The sequence below is a fragment of the Stenotrophomonas pavanii genome, from assembly GCF_900101175.1.
Classification (GTDB): domain Bacteria; phylum Pseudomonadota; class Gammaproteobacteria; order Xanthomonadales; family Xanthomonadaceae; genus Stenotrophomonas; species Stenotrophomonas pavanii.
This window is the reverse complement of the sequence record NZ_FNFQ01000004.1, coordinates 242,367-258,139: the sequence shown is the minus strand read 5'-3', so window position 1 is coordinate 258,139 and position 15,773 is coordinate 242,367. Positions and strand designations below refer to the sequence as shown.

The window sequence follows — 15,773 nt, the reverse complement described above, 5'->3', positions numbered from 1 at the left end:
GTGCTCCGTGCGGAAGGGTGCACGGGCTGTAGTAGCACAGCCGGGTGTGAGGGCGCGCGATGATACCCCGGCGGGGCTGCCACACCCACCGCGCAGGCACCCCGCTACGCGGATTCGTCCTCGCGCACCTCGTGGAAGGGCAGCATCGTCTCGAAGCCGAATTCGTGTTCCATGCTGGTGCGGACCAGGCCGCCGATGGCATAGCGGCTGGTGTTGGCATGCGCGTCTATGCCACCGGGCCGCCACTCGGTGCGCAGATGCAGCGTCTCTGCGCGGCGCATGACGGTCCGTTCCTCCTGCAGCAGCGCGCGCCGGTGCTTCTTCATCAACAGCCGCAGCGGTTTCACCGTGGTGATGCCGAATGCGGCCAGCTCGGGCAGCAACTCGGCGATATCGGCATCGTCGCCATAGTCGTGGCTGCGCGTATGCACGGACAGCACCACCTTGCGGATGACGGCAACCGAGAGCGGAGTCTGATCCGCGCGCGCACGGGCACGCTGGCGTGCGTTCTTCATGTGTGACTTCACCTGTATCTGATTACCCACGTTTCCCGCACCTCGAAGCAAGCGCGAAGATGGCGTGAAGACATTCGCGTGACCTGTCATAACTTGACGTACTAAGCGTTTGTGACGCAATTGGCATATTCGTGCATTGCGGGTGTGAAGAGGTAGGGGGTTCTTCGTTATGTCGCGTTTGGCTCGTTGCGATGGGGCAGTTCCGCCCCGCCGTCCTGCCATGCCGATTCACAACAGAAGGATTCGTGTATGAAGCGACACACGCAACGCTCCGCGCCACCGCGCTCTGCGCGCCTGGCCCTTGCCACTGCCCTGGTGCTGGGCAGCCTGGCCGCCACCGCGCAGGCCCAACAGGCCGATCCGCTGGCGGGTATCCAGTGGCACCTGCTCAACACCGGGCAGACCGTCCCGGCCGACACCCGGCCGGTGGCCGGCAACGACCTGAACGTCGATGGCCTGTTCCGCAACGGCATCCGCGGCCAGGGCGTCACCATCGCCATCGTCGACGATGGCCTGCAGATCGCGCACCCGGACCTGGCCGCCAACGTGGCGGCGGTGGCCGGCAAGAACTTCACCAACGGCTCGAACAACCCCACCCCGACCAACCCGGATGTCGACAACCACGGCACCATGGTCGGCGGCATTGCGGGCGCGGTGGGCGCCAACAACCTGGGCGTGCGCGGTGTGGCCCCGGCGGCGACGCTGAAGGGCTTCAACCCGATTTCGCGCTCAGCCCTGGGCAACCAGCAGAGCAACATCGAGTACGCCTGGTGGGACGGCGCGGAATCGGCCGACGTGCAGGTCTTCAACAACAGCTGGGGCGCCGGCCCGGGCAATCCGAACCTGCCGCTGGCGTACAGCGAAAACACGATTCGTTCGTATGAGCAGGCCCTGTCGGGCACGCGCGGTGGCCGCGGCGGCATCTACGTGAAGTCGGCCGGCAACAACTTCAACAATGCCTCGATCAGCCAGACCCAGGATGTCTGCACCACCGACACCAAGAACCGCAACACCGGCTGCGTGCCGGCTGGCCGTGATCCGCGCAACAACCTGTTCAACGTGATCACCGTAGGCGCGGTGCGTGCCGATGGCGTGCGCTCGTCCTACTCCTCCACCGGCTCGGCGCTGTGGGTCTCAGCCTTTGGCGGTGAGTACGGCCTGCAGGCCCAGTACGCGCCCGGCCTGGTGGCACGCGCGTACGACCCGGCCATCGTCACCACGGACGTGACCGGATGCGCGCAGGGCAGCAACACCAACACCAACCGCCAGAACACCCTGGACAGCAACCTGTCGGCCATCGACAGCACCTGCAACTACACCGCCAAGATGAACGGCACCTCGGCGTCGGCGCCGATGGTCTCGGGCGTGGCGGCGCTGGTGCTGGAGGCCAATCCGAACCTGTCCTATCGCGATGTGAAGTACATCCTGGCCACCACCGCCACCCGCAACCACCCGAACCAGCCGGCAGTGACGCTGGCCGACGGCCGCACGCTGGTGCCGGGCTGGACGGTGAATGCTGCCGGCCGTGCCTACAGCAACTGGTATGGCTTCGGCGTGGTCAACGCTGCACGCGCGGTGCAGGTGGCCGAGAACTTCCAGTCGCTCGGTGCGCTGGTCGACAGCGGCTGGCGCAACACCACGCGTACCGTGGCCATCGGCAACACCTCGGCCGCCGCCGCACGCCTGACCTTCCAGCTGGCCAACGGCGCGCGCAACATCGAAAGCGTGCAGCTGGGCTTCCGGGTCAACCACCGCAACACGCGCCAGCTGCAGTTCGTGCTGGTGTCGCCCAGCGGCACGCGCAGCGTGGTGCAGCCGGCGTTCACCGCGATCGGTTCGGGCACGGGTGGCGCGCAGAGCAACTTCACCAGCTGGGACCTGCTGTCCAGCAATGCCTTCCTAGATGAGAACGCCACGGGCACCTGGACGCTGGAAGTGACCGACATGGGGCAGGCCGCGACCGCTGCATCGCGTGGCAACCTCGAATTCTTCAAGATCCGCGTTCTGGGGCACTGATGATGAAGACGACCATTCTGTTGAGCACGCTCGCCTTCGCGGCGATGACCTCCCCTGCCTGGGCACAGAGCTCGGGGCAGACCCCTCCAGCCAGGACCCTGTCGACCGTGGATGCGCAGGAACTGAAGGCGTCCGCTACCGGTCGCTCGTTCGACGTGGGCGGCACGCGTTTCCAGCTGTCGCCCTCGGCAACGGTAAAGCAGGCCAGCGGCGGCCAGTTCACGATCACCCCGCAAGCGGCGGCGACCACCAGCGCGCGTACCAAGCGTTCGCTGGATGGCGCCACCGCCGCGCCTGCTGATGCCGGTGCCGGCAAGTTCGCGGCGGCGGTGTCCCGTGACGGCGCGCCAGTGGTGGCGACGTCGCGGGTCAAGGTGTTCTTCACCGATGCGGCGTCGGCCCAACGCGCGGCTACCGCCACCGGCGGCACCGTGGTGAAGGTGTCCAAGGCTTCGGGCCAGGCGATCGTGGAGTACCCGTCGGTGAACGCGGCGCTGGATGCGAGCACCAAGCTGCTGTCCACCGCCGGTATCCGCGCCACCGAGCCGGACGTGGTGCAGTGGGAAGAGACCAAGTAAGGCGTTGAGTGGTGCCCCGGCCGGCTAGCTCTCCTGGCCGGCCGGGGATTGGTGTGGGCCAACCAAGGTTGGCACCCACCGGCGTTACCGCGCGGCGAGTGTGCCGCCGTGCTTGAGGTGGCAGCTGGCCAGTGCGTCGTTGCCGGCGGCCGGATGGCCGGGCTCGAGCAGCAGGCGCTGCACGTCCGAGAACAGCTTTTCCACCGGCATGCCGTACGGCGCGAACAGGCGCAGGCGGCCCTGGCGGTCGAACACGTAGCCACCGGCAATGTGGCTCATGGTGTAGGTATCCGGTACCTGGCCGGGCTCTTTCTCGTAGAACGCCTTGAAGTCGCTGGCCATCGCCGCCAGCTGCGCTTCGTTGCCGACCAGCGCGATTGCCTTGGGGTCGAACGCTTCGACATAGGTGCGCGCGACCTCGGGCGTGTCGCGGGCCGGGTCGACGCTGACGAACACCACCTGCAGCTGGTCGGCATCCTTGCCCATCAGGTGCTTGACCTGGCTCAGCTCGACCATCGTGGTCGGGCACACGTCCGGGCAGCTGGTGAAGCCGAAGAACAGATAGGTCACCTGCCCCTGCAGATCCTTGGGGCCACGCACGGTGCCGTGGCTGTCGGGCATCGACCACTGCTGGCCAAGTTCTTCGCAGGCGATGTCCTTCGCATAGAAGTCCATGCGCGACTGCGCGCTGCAGCCGGCCAGCAGGCCGAGCAGCAGGCCTGCGGCCAGCCGCAGGCCACGTTGGGGGAACGCAATGCCTTTCACGGTTCGCAGGCTCAGTTGATCATCATGTGGTAGTGCATGCTCCAGATGATCCAGACCGACAACGCGACGACGATGAACAGGATCACCAGGGTGAACACGAAGCTGGCCAGGTTCCAGCCACCTTCGGACTTGCGGTCCATGTGCAGGAAATAGACCAGCTGCACCAGGATCTGCGCCACTGCGAAGCCGACCAGCAGGAACAGCGTGAGCGGCCGCGAAAGCACCGGATTCATCACCAGTGCGAACGGCACCACGGTCAGCAGCGCGCACAGCACGAAGCCGATCAGGTAGGACTTGGTGGAGCCGTGCGCATTGCCGGCGCGCGAGGTTTCGACGTGGGCCATGTCAGAAGGCTCCGATCAGGTAGACGAAGGTGAAGACGCAGATCCACACCAGGTCCAGGAAGTGCCAGAACAGGCTCAGGCACGAAACGCGGGTGATGTTGGTCGGGGTCAGGCCACGGCGGTAGACCTGGTGCATGACCACCGCCATCCAGATCAGGCCGCTGGCCACGTGCAGGCCGTGGGTGGCGACCAGCGCAAAGAACGCCGACAGGTAGGCACTGGTGCTCGGGCCTGCGCCTTCGTGGATCAAATGCGAGAACTCGTAGATCTCCATGCCGATGAACGAAGCACCGAGCACGAAGGTCACGCCCAGCCAGCGCAGCACCGCCGAGGCATCGTGGCGGTGCATGGCCAGCAAGGCCTGGCCATAGGTGATGCTGGAGACCAGCAGCAGGAAGGTCTCGGCCATCACGAACGGCAGCGAGAACAGGTCCTTGCCGGTGGGGCCACCGGCGTAGGCGGTGCTGAGCACCGCGTACGAGGCGAACAGGGAACCGAACAGCACCAGGTCGGACATGAGGTAGACCCACATGCCGAACACCTTCATGCCGCCCTGCTCGTGGCCATGGTCGTGTTCGTGGTGGTCCTCGTGCGCCTGCGTGTCGCTGGCCAGCTCGGGGCGGGTCAACAGGTTCATGCGCGTACCTCCTTCAGCTTGGCAAGGTTGGCCGCTTCAGTGCGCGCCACCTCTTCGGAACTGACGTAGTAGTCCACGTCCTCGTCGTAGGACCGCACGATCAGGGTGACGATCATCGCGATGAAGCTGGCCGCGGCCATCCACCAGATGTGCCAGACCAGGGCGAAGCACAGCACCAGGATCCAGATGTTGAGGATCAGCGGCACACCGGTGTTCTTCGGCATGTGGATCGGTGCGTACTTCTTCGGCGGCGGCGGCAGTCCGCGCTTCTTCGCTTCGTGGAAGGCGTCCAGTTCATCGGCCTTGGGCACCACGGCGAAGTTGTAGAACGGCGGCGGCGAGGGCGTGGCCCATTCCAGCGTGCGCGCATTCCACGGGTCGCCGGTCAGGTCCAGGTTGCGCTTGCGGTCGCGCACGCTCACGTAGATCTGCACCAGCATCAGGATGATGCCCGCGAACACGAACAGTGCACCGATGAAGGCGGCAATCAGGTACGGCGTCCACGCCGGGTTGTCGTACTGGTTCATGCGGCGGGTCATGCCCATAAAGCCCAGCATGTACAGCGGCATGAAGGCCAGGTAGAAGCCGATCACCCAGCACGCGAACGACCACTTGCCCAGGCGCTCGTTGAGGGTGAAGCCGAACACCTTCGGGAACCAGTAGGCGAAGCCGGCCAGGTAGCCGAACAGCGCGCCGCCGATGATGGTGTTGTGGAAGTGGGCGACCAGGAACAGGCTGTTGTGCAGCAGGAAGTCCGCGCCCGGAATGGCCAGCAGCACGCCGGTCATGCCACCGATGGTGAAGGTGACCAGGAAGGCGATGGTCCACAGCATCGGCACGCTGAACTCGACGCGGCCACCGTACATGGTGAACAGCCAGGTAAAGATCTTAACGCCGGTGGGAATGGCGATGATCATCGTCATGATGCCGAAGAAGGCATTGACGCTGGCACCGGAACCCATGGTGAAGAAGTGGTGCAGCCAGACGATGAACGACAGGATGCCGATCGCCAGCGTGGCGCCGACCATCGACTTGTAGCCGAACAGCTTCTTGCGCGCGAAGGTGGCGGTGACTTCGGAGAAGATACCGAACGCCGGCAGCACCAGGATGTACACCTCCGGATGGCCCCAGGCCCACACCAGGTTCACGTACATCATCGGGTTGCCACCCAGCGTGTTGGTGTAGAAGTTGAAGTCCAGGTAGCGGTCCAGGGTGAGCGCACCCAGCGCCACGGTCAGGATCGGGAAGGCGGCGATGATGATCACGCTGGTGACCAGCACGGTCCAGGTGAACACCGGCATCTTCATCAGGGTCATGCCCGGCGCACGCATGCGCAGGATGGTGATGAACAGGTTGACGCCGGTCAGCAACGTGCCGATGCCCGAGGCCTGCAATGCCCAGATGTAGTAGTCGACACCCACGCCTGGACTGAACTCGATGCCCGACAGCGGCGGATAGGCGACCCAGCCGGTCATGGCGAATTCGCCAACGCCCAGCGAGATCATCATCAGCGCAGCGCCGACCACGAAGATCCAGAAGCTGAAGGCGTTGAGGAACGGGAACGCCATGTCGCGTGCGCCGATCTGCAGCGGCACGATGATGTTCATCAGGCCGACCACGAACGGGGTGGCCACGAAGAAGATCATGATCACGCCGTGCGCGGTGAAGATCTGGTCGTAATGCTCCGGTGGCAGGAAGCCATCACTGCCCGGCCCGGCCGCGGCCAGCTGCGCGCGCATCATCAGCGCGTCGGCGAAGCCACGCACCAGCATGACCAGCGCCACCACCACATACATGATGCCGATCTTCTTGTGGTCCACGGTGGTGAACCAGTCACGCCACAGCGGGCCCCACAGCTTGAAGTACGTCACCGCGCCGAGCAGCGCGAGGCCACCCAGCACCATGGCCGCCAGTGTGACCACGACGATCGGCTCGTGCAGCGGCACGGCCTCCCACGTCAATTTACCCAACATGTTCGTTACTCCTGGGAAACCTGGGCACCACCGGCAGCGCCCGCCGGGGTGGCAGCGCCGGTGTTCTCACCGACGCCGATGAACTGGTCGATGACCTTCTTGAACAGCAGCGGTTCGACGCTGGAGAAGTGCTGCACCGGTGCGTTCTTCGACGGTGCGGCCAGCGCCTTGAACTGGTTGAAGTCCAGCGCCTGTGGTGCGCTGCGTACCTCGGCCACCCAGCGCTCGAAGTCCTCGTTGCTGCTGGCGGTGGCGATGAACTTCATGTTCGAGAAGCCATGCCCGCTGTAGTTGCCGGACATGCCACGGAACTGGCCGGGCTCGTTGGCGATCAGGTGCAGCTGCGTGCGCATGCCGGCCATCGCGTAGATCTGCCCACCCAGCTGCGGGATGAAGAAGGTATTCATCGTCGAGTTGGAGGTGATGTTGAATGCCAGCGGGCGGTTGGCCGGGAAGTTCAGCTGGTTGACGGTGGCGATGCCCAGATCCGGGTACACGAACACCCACTTCCAGTCGGTGGCGATCACGTCCACGTGCAGCGGTTCACCGGCCACGTCCAGCGGCTTGTACGGGTCCAGCTCGTGGGTCGACTTCCACACGATCACCGCCAGCACCGCGATGATGATCAGCGGCACGCCCCAGACCACGATTTCCACCTTGGTGGAGTGCGACCAGTCCGGCGTGTATTTCGCTTTGGTGTTGCCGGCGCGGAAGCGCCAGGCGAATACGAAGGTCAGCACGATGGCCGGTATCACCACGATCAGCATCAGGCCGATGCAGATCAGGATCAGGTCGCGCTGGGCGAGCCCGACCATGCCCTTCGAATCCAGCAGCACCCAGTCACAGCCCGACAGGCCGACGCAGGCCAGGGCGACCAGCGCCAGGCGGATGCGGTTCCAGCAGATATTCATTGGAGGTCAACCCTGTTGAAGAAGCGCGCTTGACCGGCTCGCCTGCGCGCAGCGCCCGGGCGTGGAGCGGCTACACTGTGGGTACGAGGTCGCCTACAAGCAGGCGAACCACTCCAATCAAGCCCATACAAGATACATCATTGTATGGACTTGTGCATCTGTACGTATGGAAAAAACTGACCGATGACGCCACCTGCCGCCGGCCGCCGCCTGAAACACCCCAATCGCACCTGGGTTCGCCCCTTCCGCGAGGGCGCTGGCCCGCTGTACCTGCAGATTGCCCAGCAGGTGCGCGAGGCAGTGGATGACGGCGTGCTGCGCCCGGGCGACCGGCTGCCGCCGCAGCGCGACCTGGCCCAGCAGGTGGGCGTGGACCTGACCACGGTCACCCGCGCCTTCGCCGAGCTGCGCCAGGCCGGCCTGCTGGATGCGCAGGGCGCTGGCGGCACCTTCATCGCACTGTCGGCCGGCAACCGCAGCACCTCGGTGGACCTGAGCATGAACATCCCGCCGCTGCTGGGCAGCGCGCCGTTCGCACAGGGCATGGAGGCCGGCTTCCAGCACGTGGGCCAGCAGCTGGGCCAGGGCGAACTGATGAGCTACCACGTCGGCGCCGGCACCCGCGAGGACCGCGCCGCCGCGGTGCAGTGGCTGTCACCGATGCTGGGGACGGTCGGTGCCGACCAGGTGGTGATCTGCCCCGGTGCGCAGACCGCACTGTGCGCGCTGATCCTGGTCCGCACCCAGCCGGGCGAGCTGATTGCCGCCGAGCAGCTGACCTACCCCGGCCTGCTGGCCGCCGCGCGCGTGCTGCAGCGGGGCGTGGTGCCAGTGGCGATGGACGCCGAAGGCATGCTCCCCGACGCACTGGAGGAGGCCTGCCAGCTACGCCGCCCGCGCCTGCTGTACCTGGTGCCGACCATCCAGAACCCGACCACGGCGACGATGTCGGCACAACGGCGGCAGGCCCTGCTGGCGGTCGCGAAGCGCCACGATCTGACCGTGATCGAAGACGATCCCTACTGGTTGCTGGCCGGAGACGCCGCACCGCCGCTGGCCGCCCATCGCGGTGCCGGCTGCCCGGTCTATTACATCTCCACCCTGTCCAAGTGCCTGGCACCGGGCCTGCGCACCGCCTACCTGGTGGTGCCGGCCGGCGAACCGATGGAACCGGTGCTGGACGCCCTGCGTGCGATCGCACTGATGCCGACGCAGTCGATGGTGGCGGTGGCCTCGCAGTGGATCCGCAGCGGCCAGGCCGAGGACATGGTGCGGCGCTTCCAGCAGGAGCTGCGCGAGCGCCAGGCGATTGCCGCGCAGTACCTGCCGTCCCGCGCGCGGGCGCACCCGGCCGGCCTGCACGTATGGCTGCCGCTGCCGCCACGGCTGGACCAGTACCGGCTGATCCAGGCCGCGCAGGAACAGGGGCTGGGCATCGCCAGCTCGGACGCCTTCAGCGTGGAAGAGCCGCCGCCGGGCAACGCCATCCGCCTGTCGCTGGGCGGCGCGGTCGACCAGGGCGCGCTGGCCGGGGCGCTGGCCAAGCTGAACGAGATCCTGTCCGAAGCCCCCGAGGCCCGGCACAACGCCATCGTCTGAACCGGGGCGCATGGCGCCGAATCCATACAAAATGATATTTTGTATGCAATGTATGGATGAGGGGACGTGCGTCGATGCGCACCGAGAAACTGAAGTTCCACCTGGTAATGGCCGGCTGTGGTGGCTTTGTGGTGCTGATGCTGGCCGCGCTGGCCTGGGTCTGCCTGCAGCCGCAGACCGTGGATGTGCAGGCCGCCGAACGCCACGCCATCGAGCAATGCATGCAGCGCAGCGAGGATCCGTCGCGTAGCGAGATCCAGCGCCGCGCGCAGGCTGATTCCTGCCGCGAGATGCGCAAGCAGTACGTGCACAAGTTCGGCGGGGACGCGTCCTGATGGGCGCAACCGCGCCGCGTCGCCGCTGGCTGCTGCCGACGATGATCGCCCTCGCCTGCCTGTTCATGGCCGGCGTCGCCGCTGCGCTGTGGCAGTACTTCGGCTACAGCGCGCAGTCCACATTCACCGAACAGGCCATCGTCTTCGACGACTCGCAACTGCGCTTGCCGGCCAATCTGGCAGGTGACACTGGCCGCATCCGCGTGGTGCACTTCTGGGACCCGGCCTGTGCGGTCTGCAACCGCGAGACCGGCGCGCACCTGAGCTACCTGATCAGCATGTACCGCCGCGCCGGCATCGACTTCTACGCGATCCGCCGCCCCGGTACCCAGGGCGAACTGCCCGAGCCGCTGCGCAACAAAGTGATCAACCTGCCGACCATCGACGGCATCGAGCACATTCCGGCCAGCCCTGCCGTAGCGATCTGGGACCGGCAGGGCCACCTGGCCTATGCCGGCCCCTACAGCATCGGCATGGTCTGCAACTCGGCCAACAGCTTCGTCGAACCACTGCTGGACAAACTGGTGCGCGGCGAAACCGTGCGCCCGAAGGGACTGCTTGCCGTGGGCTGTTACTGCCCCTGGCAGGCCAAGCGCTGAGGACGCGCAATGACATCACTGACGCTGGCCGGTGCGGCCGCCGCAAACAACAACGGCGGTCACCTGTCCGAACCGACCGATGGTTATGGACAGGCTCCCGCCGTCGGAAGCAACGATACGCCCCGACATGCTCCGTACATCCCGCGACCGGATGTCGCAGCCCGCGAATGGGTGCAGGACGTGCTCGCGCACAACGGGCCGATCTACCTGCGCATCGTCAATTCGCTGGAGCGCACGGTGCGCCGCGGCGGTCTTGCACCGGGGCAACGCCTGCCCTCGCAGCGCGCGTTGGCGCAGCAGCTGGGCGTCGACCTGACCACGGTAACGCGGGCTTTCGATGAAGCACGCAAACGCGGCCTGATCGAAGCGCGCGGGCCACAAGGCAGTTTCATCGCACCGCCCAAGGCCGGCTTCGACCAGGTGGTAGACCTGAGCATGAACGTGCCGCCGGTGCCCGATGCAGATGCATTGGCCGAGACGCTGCGCCGCGGTGCCGCCGCCGTGCTTGCGCGCAGCAATGCACCGAATCTGATGACCTACCACCTGGGCGGCGGCAACCCGACCGACCGCCATGCGGCAGCGCGCTGGCTGCAACCGATGCTGGGCGCGGTGGACGATGCCTGCCTGCTGCTGACCGAAGGTGCCCAGGTGGCGTTGGCCGCGATCCTGCTCAGCCAGGGCCGCGATGGCGACGCGATCCTGTGCGACACGCTGGTCTACCCGGGCCTGCTGCAGGCCGCGGGGGCGCTGGGCCGGCGGCTGGTACCGGTGGACGGCGATGAACACGGCATGTGCCCCGAGGCACTGGTGCGGCAGGCACGCGGGAGTGGTGCGCGGCTGGTCTATCTCAACCCCACCTGCCAGAACCCGACCGCGCTGACGTTGTCGTTGCAGCGGCGCGAAGCGTTGGCACGCGTACTGGAAAGCGAGGGCCTGTTGGCGGTCGAGGATGATCCTTACTGGCACCTTTCCGAAGAGGCGCCGATACCGTTGGCAACCCTGGCACCGCGCCATGTGTTCCATGTGGCGACGCTGTCGAAGGTGATCAGCCCGGGCCTGCGCACCGCCTTCGTGCGCTGCCCGAGCGCCGCGCACGCCGAGGCAATGGCATCGGCCCTGCGCGCCACCCGGTTGATGGGGCATCCGCTGGTGTCGGCGCTGGCCAGCCAGCTGCTGCTGGACGGTTCGGCGCAATCGCTGCTGGCACAGGTGCGTACCGAAGCGCGCGAGCGCATGCGCATGGCGCGCTACCTGCTGGCGCCGTCGCTGCTGCTGCGCGCCGAAGGCCTGCATGCCTGGTGCCGGGTGCCGGCGCCGTGGACCGACGCCACGCTGGTGCGAACCGCGCAACTGCAGGGGCTGGCCATCGCACCGTCATCGGCGTTCTGCCCGCCCGGTGTGCAGCATCAGAACGGCGTGCGGTTGTCGCTGGGGCTGGCCGCGGATCGCCGGCAGCTGGAAAGTGCGTTGCGGCGGATTGACCGGTTGTTGTTGTCGGACGCGTTGCCGGCGATCGAGCGGTAGGTGAAGAGCATCCACGCAGGGCGTGGATCTACTGCAGTCGGGCGGCAACGATTGGGATGCGTCCGGGCACGGTTTGGGTGGCCATTGCCAGAACGCGCCCGGTAGATCCACGCCATGCGTGGATGGGATGTGGCGACCCACGGTCGGCACCCACCCGATCGGTAGTGCCGGCCGCTGGCCGGCAGCTGCTCGTGGGCGACGATCATGAGGTTGCCGGCCAGCGGCCGGCACTACCGTTTATGGTCAGGCCAGGACGGAGAGTGCCGTCACCAACGCATCCATCTGCTCGGGCCGGGTGAACACCGACGGTGTCACCCGCACGCAGGCGCCGGAGTCCAACCCGTCGCGATGGGTGGTGAACACACGATGCTCGTCCAGCAGGCGCTTCTGCAGCGCGATGTTGTCAGCCACGCTGGTGCGCCCGCGCAGGCGGAAGCTGGCCAATGCACTCGCCAGCGCCGGGTCCGGTGAAGACAGCACTTCGATGTGCGCCATCTGCCGCGCGGGCACCGTCCAGCGCTCGCGCAGGTAGCGCAGGCGCGCCTGCTTGTTGGCCGCGCCGATGCGCTGGTGCAGCGCGATCGCCTCCGGCAGCGCCAGGTAAGCGGCGAAGTTGACCGTACCGGTGTGCACACGGCTGCCCACGCGGCCATCGTCGGTCTCGCCCATGTACGGGTCGAGGTCCGCAACGCGGCCCTTGCGCACATACATCGCGCCGACGCCGACCGGCGCACCGATCCACTTGTGCAGGTTGATGCCGACGAAGTCGGCCTTGAGCTGCGGCACCGCGTAGTCGATCTGGCCGAACCCGTGCGCCGCATCGACGATCACGTCGATACCGCGTGCGCGTGCACGCTCGGCGATCTCCGCCACCGGCAGCACCAGCCCATGGCGATGGCTGACCTGGGTCAGCAGCACCAGCTTCAGGCGTGGCAGCCGCGCGAACGCGGCCTCGTAGGCCTGCAGGATCTGCGCATGGTCGGGGACCACCGGCAGCGCAATGCGCTCGACCTGCACGCCACGGCGCTGCTGCAGCCAACGCATCGCGCCGATCATGCTGTCGTAGTCGATGTCGGCGTACAGCACCTGGTCGCCAGGCCGCAGGCGGTTGTAGCCACCGATCAGCGCAAGCATCGCCTCGGTGGCGCCTCGGGTCAGTGCGATCTCGTCGGCGCCCACGCCCAGCAGTTCGGCCACCTGCCGCTGCACCGCCATGTACTGCGCCGGGAACGCATGACGGCCGTACCAGGCATTGCCACGGTTCACTTCAGCGGTATGACGCTGGTAACTGGCCAGCGTTTCGCGGCCCATCGCGCCCCAGTAGCCATTCTCCAGGTGGTTCACTTCGTCGGTGATGTCGAAGTGGCTGGCCACGGCGGCCCAGTAGCTCTCATCGCGGGCCAGCACATCCGGTGCGGCCGAAGAAATGGGGATCTGCATGGACGCAGCGTAGCGCGCGGCGGCGGTGGCGGGCAGTGAAGACAGGGCGGCGGCCGGCAGCAGGGTGCCAGCACGCAGCAGGGAGCGGCGCGTGCGGTCCATCAGAAGCTCAGCCGATACTGCGCGTACAGATTGGCACCGTCGGTGTCATAGGGCGCGTTGCGCGAGTAGACCAGGCCGCGGCTGGCCTGGAAAGTCGCCTCGTCCGGATACCTGTCCAGCACATTGTCGGCACCTACGCGCAGGCTGTGATGTTCGTTGATGCGATAGCCGACGGCCAGGTCGAGGAAGCTCATCGCGCCGAAGCGCTGGTAGATGTCGCCCACCGCATTGCCGCTGGAATCGGTCCAGGCGCCGTAGTAGCGCACGCGCGCCATCAGCGACCATGCGCCCACGTCCCAGTTGCCGGTGAAGCTGCCCTTGTGCTCGGGCAGGCGGTCTTCGAACAGCACGCGCTGGGTCTCATTGGTGGCCACCGAGGTGCTGCCGTTGTCCACGCGGGTGCGGTTGTAGTTGTAGGCCAGGGTCAGCGTCATGCGGCCGGCGCCGAGGTCGCGCAGGTAGTTGCCGACCACGTCCACGCCGGTGGTGGTGGTGTCGAAGTCGTTGGTGAAGTAGTTCACCGAGGTGTAGCCCAGTGGATTGGGCGTACCGGCCGGAATGGCGAAACTGGCCGACTGGCTGAAGCGGTCGGTGAGCTTGATCTGGTAGACATCCACCGAGCCGGACAGGCCCTGATCGGTGCGCCAGGTCAGGCCCAGCGACGCAGTACGCGATTCTTCCGGCTTCAGCGGCCTGGCGCCGAGCAGCTGCGCCAGCGGATCGTTCGGTGACAGGCGACCGCTGGTGAAGATCTGCAGCGTGCGCGTATCCAATCCCTGGGTGGTGCTGGTGGTGTTGAGCTGCGCCGGCGTCGGCGCGCGGAAGCCGCTGGACACGGTGCCGCGCAGGGCCAGGTCCGGCGTGATCGCAAAGCGCGCCGAGAGCTTGCCGTCCAGCGTGCTGCCGAAGCTGGAGAAGTCCTCGTAGCGGCTGGCCGCACCGATGCTCCAACGCTCGCCCAGCGGCACTTCCATGTCCACGTAGGCGGCCTTGCTGCGCTGGCTCCACTGCCCGGCCTGGCTGGCCGAGAAACCGGGCGCACCGTTGGAATTGGCCTCCAGGCCTGCAGCCGCGCCCGGACCCACCGCGTACGACGCCGGGTCACCGGCGCGCACCTGGTAGGTCTCCTGGCGGAACTCGCCACCGAAGGCGACGTTGATCGGCTTGGACAGCGCAGCCACGTCCCATTCGTAGTTGAAGTCGGCGTTGGCGTTCTTCTCGGTCTGGGTCAGGCGGCCGAGGTCGAATGCGGTCGGGCTGGCCGGACCCAGCGAGGCATTGATCGAGTTCTTCAGGCGGTAGTCGATGGCATTGCGGCCATACGACGCGCTGGCATCCCAGCGCAGCTTGGGCGTGATCTCGCCACGCAGGCCGCCGACCAGCTGCAGATCGTTCTGGACGTTGCCGTACTGCGGGCTGAAGCCCACCGGATACAGCGAACGCAGGTTCCAGCCTGGGAAAATGGCGGTGGTGCGGTAGGCACCGGTGGTGGTGTCCGGGTTGCGCCAGTTGAAATCGCTGACGCCATCGCTGTGGCTGTACAGGCCGAACGCATACAGCTCCAGCGTCTCGCTGGCGTTGGCCTTGACGTTGAAGCCGACGCGGCGGCTTTCCAGTTCCGGCTGGCCCCAGCGCTGCACCGGGTTGGGCACGTCCAGCTCGGGATGCGCAGCCTGGAAGGCGATCGCGTCCGGGCGCTGGCGGGTGCGCGAGGTGGCATCGGAGTTGGACGATTCGGCGAACAACACCAGGCTGCCGTAGTCGCCCAGCGACCAGCCGGTGCGCGCACTGAAGTCGCGCGACGCACCGTCACCCTGCGCGTACTGAGAATAACCGGCGGTGATCTCGGTGCCCGGACCATCCTCAAGGATGATGTTGATGACGCCGGCGATGGCGTCCGAGCCGTACTGCGCCGACGCACCATCGCGCAGCACTTCGATGCGCTTGATCGCACTGGTCGGAATCTGTGCCAGGTCGGCGGCCTGCGCGCCACGGTTGCCGAGCAGCGCACTGCGATGGAAGCGGCGACCGTTGACCAGCACCAGGGTCTGGTCCGGCGACAGGCCACGCAGCGTCGCCGGGCGCACGAACACCTGGCCGTCCGCCATCGGCAGGCGCTGCACCACGAACGATGGCACCAGCTGCGCCAGCACGTCCTTCAGGTCGGTGGATTCAACGGACCTGATGTCTTCCTTGCTGAACACATCCACCGGCGCCAGCGTTTCGAACTGGGTGCGGTTGGACGCGCGCGTACCGGTGACCAGCATCGCGTCGAGCTGGGTGGGCGCGGCGCGGCTGCCGCCGGCGGCATCGACCGCATCGGCCTCCGCTGCGATCGCGCCTCCTGCGCTGGCCATGGAAAGGGCAAGGAGGATGGAACGCGAAAGCTTCGAACGATTCACGGCAGGGCTCCGGGAGGACGCGACAGGGCCAGC

Annotated in this window: 14 protein-coding genes; 6 read left to right on the top strand and 8 right to left on the bottom strand. The window is 66.7% G+C overall.

Features of this window, described 5'->3' with window-relative positions; all coding sequences use genetic code 11:
* Positions 1-104: 104 nt before the first annotated feature.
* The gene (locus tag BLS66_RS09755; RefSeq protein ID WP_074725761.1) at positions 105-515 is read right to left on the bottom strand and encodes a hypothetical protein; all 411 of its coding nucleotides are present in this window, start codon (positions 513-515) and stop codon (positions 105-107) included.
* Positions 516-764: 249 nt separating this feature from the next.
* On the opposite strand from BLS66_RS09755, the gene BLS66_RS09750 reads away from it, so the two are divergent.
* Both BLS66_RS09750 and BLS66_RS09745 read left to right on the top strand, forming a co-directional pair.
* The gene (locus BLS66_RS09750) at positions 765-2,531 is read left to right on the top strand and encodes a S8 family serine peptidase (protein WP_049460503.1); all 1,767 of its coding nucleotides are present in this window, start codon (positions 765-767) and stop codon (positions 2,529-2,531) included.
* Positions 2,531-3,109 carry a DNA breaking-rejoining protein gene (locus tag BLS66_RS09745; RefSeq protein WP_074725760.1) on the top strand — a complete coding sequence of 193 codons (579 nt, stop codon included), beginning with the start codon at positions 2,531-2,533 and terminating at the stop codon, positions 3,107-3,109. Before BLS66_RS09750 ends, BLS66_RS09745 begins: the two co-directional genes overlap by 1 nt.
* 84 nt (positions 3,110-3,193) lie before the next feature.
* Here the strand turns inward: BLS66_RS09745 and BLS66_RS09740 are convergent, their stop codons facing one another.
* Genes BLS66_RS09740 through cyoA form a run of 5 tightly spaced genes read right to left on the bottom strand, consistent with a single transcriptional unit; the run spans position 3,194 to position 7,739 of the window.
* A complete protein-coding gene (locus BLS66_RS09740) occupies positions 3,194-3,874 on the bottom strand; it encodes an SCO family protein (RefSeq protein WP_074725759.1) in 681 nt (226 codons plus the stop codon).
* A gap of 11 nt (positions 3,875-3,885) precedes the next feature.
* Positions 3,886-4,218 (bottom strand): cytochrome o ubiquinol oxidase subunit IV, encoded by a 333-nt coding sequence (gene cyoD / locus BLS66_RS09735; protein WP_006399830.1) that lies wholly within the window; start codon positions 4,216-4,218, stop codon positions 3,886-3,888.
* Between the two features lies 1 nt (position 4,219).
* Positions 4,220-4,855, bottom strand: coding sequence for a cytochrome o ubiquinol oxidase subunit III (gene cyoC, locus BLS66_RS09730; RefSeq protein WP_083348154.1), 636 nt, complete (start codon positions 4,853-4,855; stop codon positions 4,220-4,222).
* A complete protein-coding gene (gene cyoB / locus BLS66_RS09725; protein WP_006474876.1) occupies positions 4,852-6,828 on the bottom strand; it encodes a cytochrome o ubiquinol oxidase subunit I in 1,977 nt (658 codons plus the stop codon). The genes cyoC and cyoB overlap by 4 nt, the downstream gene beginning before the upstream one ends.
* 5 nt (positions 6,829-6,833) lie before the next feature.
* Positions 6,834-7,739: a ubiquinol oxidase subunit II gene (gene cyoA, locus BLS66_RS09720; protein ID WP_074725758.1), complete on the bottom strand. Its 906-nt coding sequence runs from the start codon at positions 7,737-7,739 to the stop codon at positions 6,834-6,836.
* A 183-nt stretch (positions 7,740-7,922) separates the two neighbouring features.
* Between cyoA and BLS66_RS09715 the strand changes: the two genes are divergently transcribed.
* Genes BLS66_RS09715 through BLS66_RS09700 form a run of 4 tightly spaced genes read left to right on the top strand, consistent with a single transcriptional unit; the run spans position 7,923 to position 11,796 of the window.
* Positions 7,923-9,338 carry an aminotransferase-like domain-containing protein gene (locus BLS66_RS09715; protein ID WP_074725757.1) on the top strand — a complete coding sequence of 472 codons (1,416 nt, stop codon included), beginning with the start codon at positions 7,923-7,925 and terminating at the stop codon, positions 9,336-9,338.
* A gap of 56 nt (positions 9,339-9,394) precedes the next feature.
* Positions 9,395-9,673, top strand: coding sequence for a hypothetical protein (locus BLS66_RS09710; protein WP_244152978.1), 279 nt, complete (start codon positions 9,395-9,397; stop codon positions 9,671-9,673).
* The gene (locus BLS66_RS09705; RefSeq protein WP_074725755.1) at positions 9,673-10,272 is read left to right on the top strand and encodes a DUF6436 domain-containing protein; all 600 of its coding nucleotides are present in this window, start codon (positions 9,673-9,675) and stop codon (positions 10,270-10,272) included. The genes BLS66_RS09710 and BLS66_RS09705 overlap by 1 nt, the downstream gene beginning before the upstream one ends.
* 9 nt (positions 10,273-10,281) lie before the next feature.
* A complete protein-coding gene (locus BLS66_RS09700; RefSeq protein ID WP_074725754.1) occupies positions 10,282-11,796 on the top strand; it encodes an aminotransferase-like domain-containing protein in 1,515 nt (504 codons plus the stop codon).
* A gap of 243 nt (positions 11,797-12,039) precedes the next feature.
* On the opposite strand, the gene BLS66_RS09695 is transcribed toward BLS66_RS09700, so the two are convergent.
* Positions 12,040-13,338, bottom strand: coding sequence for an aminotransferase class V-fold PLP-dependent enzyme (locus tag BLS66_RS09695; protein ID WP_057494377.1), 1,299 nt, complete (start codon positions 13,336-13,338; stop codon positions 12,040-12,042).
* Complete coding sequence (locus tag BLS66_RS09690; RefSeq protein ID WP_082591213.1) at positions 13,338-15,740, bottom strand: TonB-dependent receptor plug domain-containing protein; 2,403 nt, start codon at positions 15,738-15,740, stop codon at positions 13,338-13,340. The genes BLS66_RS09695 and BLS66_RS09690 overlap by 1 nt, the downstream gene beginning before the upstream one ends.
* Between the last annotated feature and the right edge of the window lie 33 nt (positions 15,741-15,773).

Excerpts from the sequence above, each read along its gene's own strand:
- BLS66_RS09700 (WP_074725754.1), top strand. The coding sequence starts at position 10,282 with ATGACATCACTGACGCTGGCCGGTGCGGCCGCCGCAAACAACAACGGC.
- BLS66_RS09705 (WP_074725755.1), top strand. The coding sequence starts at position 9,673 with ATGGGCGCAACCGCGCCGCGTCGCCGCTGGCTGCTGCCGACGATGATC.
- BLS66_RS09715 (WP_074725757.1), top strand. The coding sequence starts at position 7,923 with ATGACGCCACCTGCCGCCGGCCGCCGCCTGAAACACCCCAATCGCACC.
- BLS66_RS09745 (WP_074725760.1), top strand. The coding sequence starts at position 2,531 with ATGATGAAGACGACCATTCTGTTGAGCACGCTCGCCTTCGCGGCGATG.
- BLS66_RS09750 (WP_049460503.1), top strand. The coding sequence starts at position 765 with ATGAAGCGACACACGCAACGCTCCGCGCCACCGCGCTCTGCGCGCCTG.
- cyoB (WP_006474876.1), bottom strand. The coding sequence starts at position 6,828 with ATGTTGGGTAAATTGACGTGGGAGGCCGTGCCGCTGCACGAGCCGATC.
- BLS66_RS09695 (WP_057494377.1), bottom strand. The coding sequence starts at position 13,338 with ATGGACCGCACGCGCCGCTCCCTGCTGCGTGCTGGCACCCTGCTGCCG.
- cyoA (WP_074725758.1), bottom strand. The coding sequence starts at position 7,739 with ATGAATATCTGCTGGAACCGCATCCGCCTGGCGCTGGTCGCCCTGGCC.
- cyoC (WP_083348154.1), bottom strand. The coding sequence starts at position 4,855 with ATGAACCTGTTGACCCGCCCCGAGCTGGCCAGCGACACGCAGGCGCAC.
- BLS66_RS09755 (WP_074725761.1), bottom strand. The coding sequence starts at position 515 with ATGAAGAACGCACGCCAGCGTGCCCGTGCGCGCGCGGATCAGACTCCG.
- BLS66_RS09710 (WP_244152978.1), top strand. The coding sequence starts at position 9,395 with ATGAGGGGACGTGCGTCGATGCGCACCGAGAAACTGAAGTTCCACCTG.
- cyoD (WP_006399830.1), bottom strand. The coding sequence starts at position 4,218 with ATGGCCCACGTCGAAACCTCGCGCGCCGGCAATGCGCACGGCTCCACC.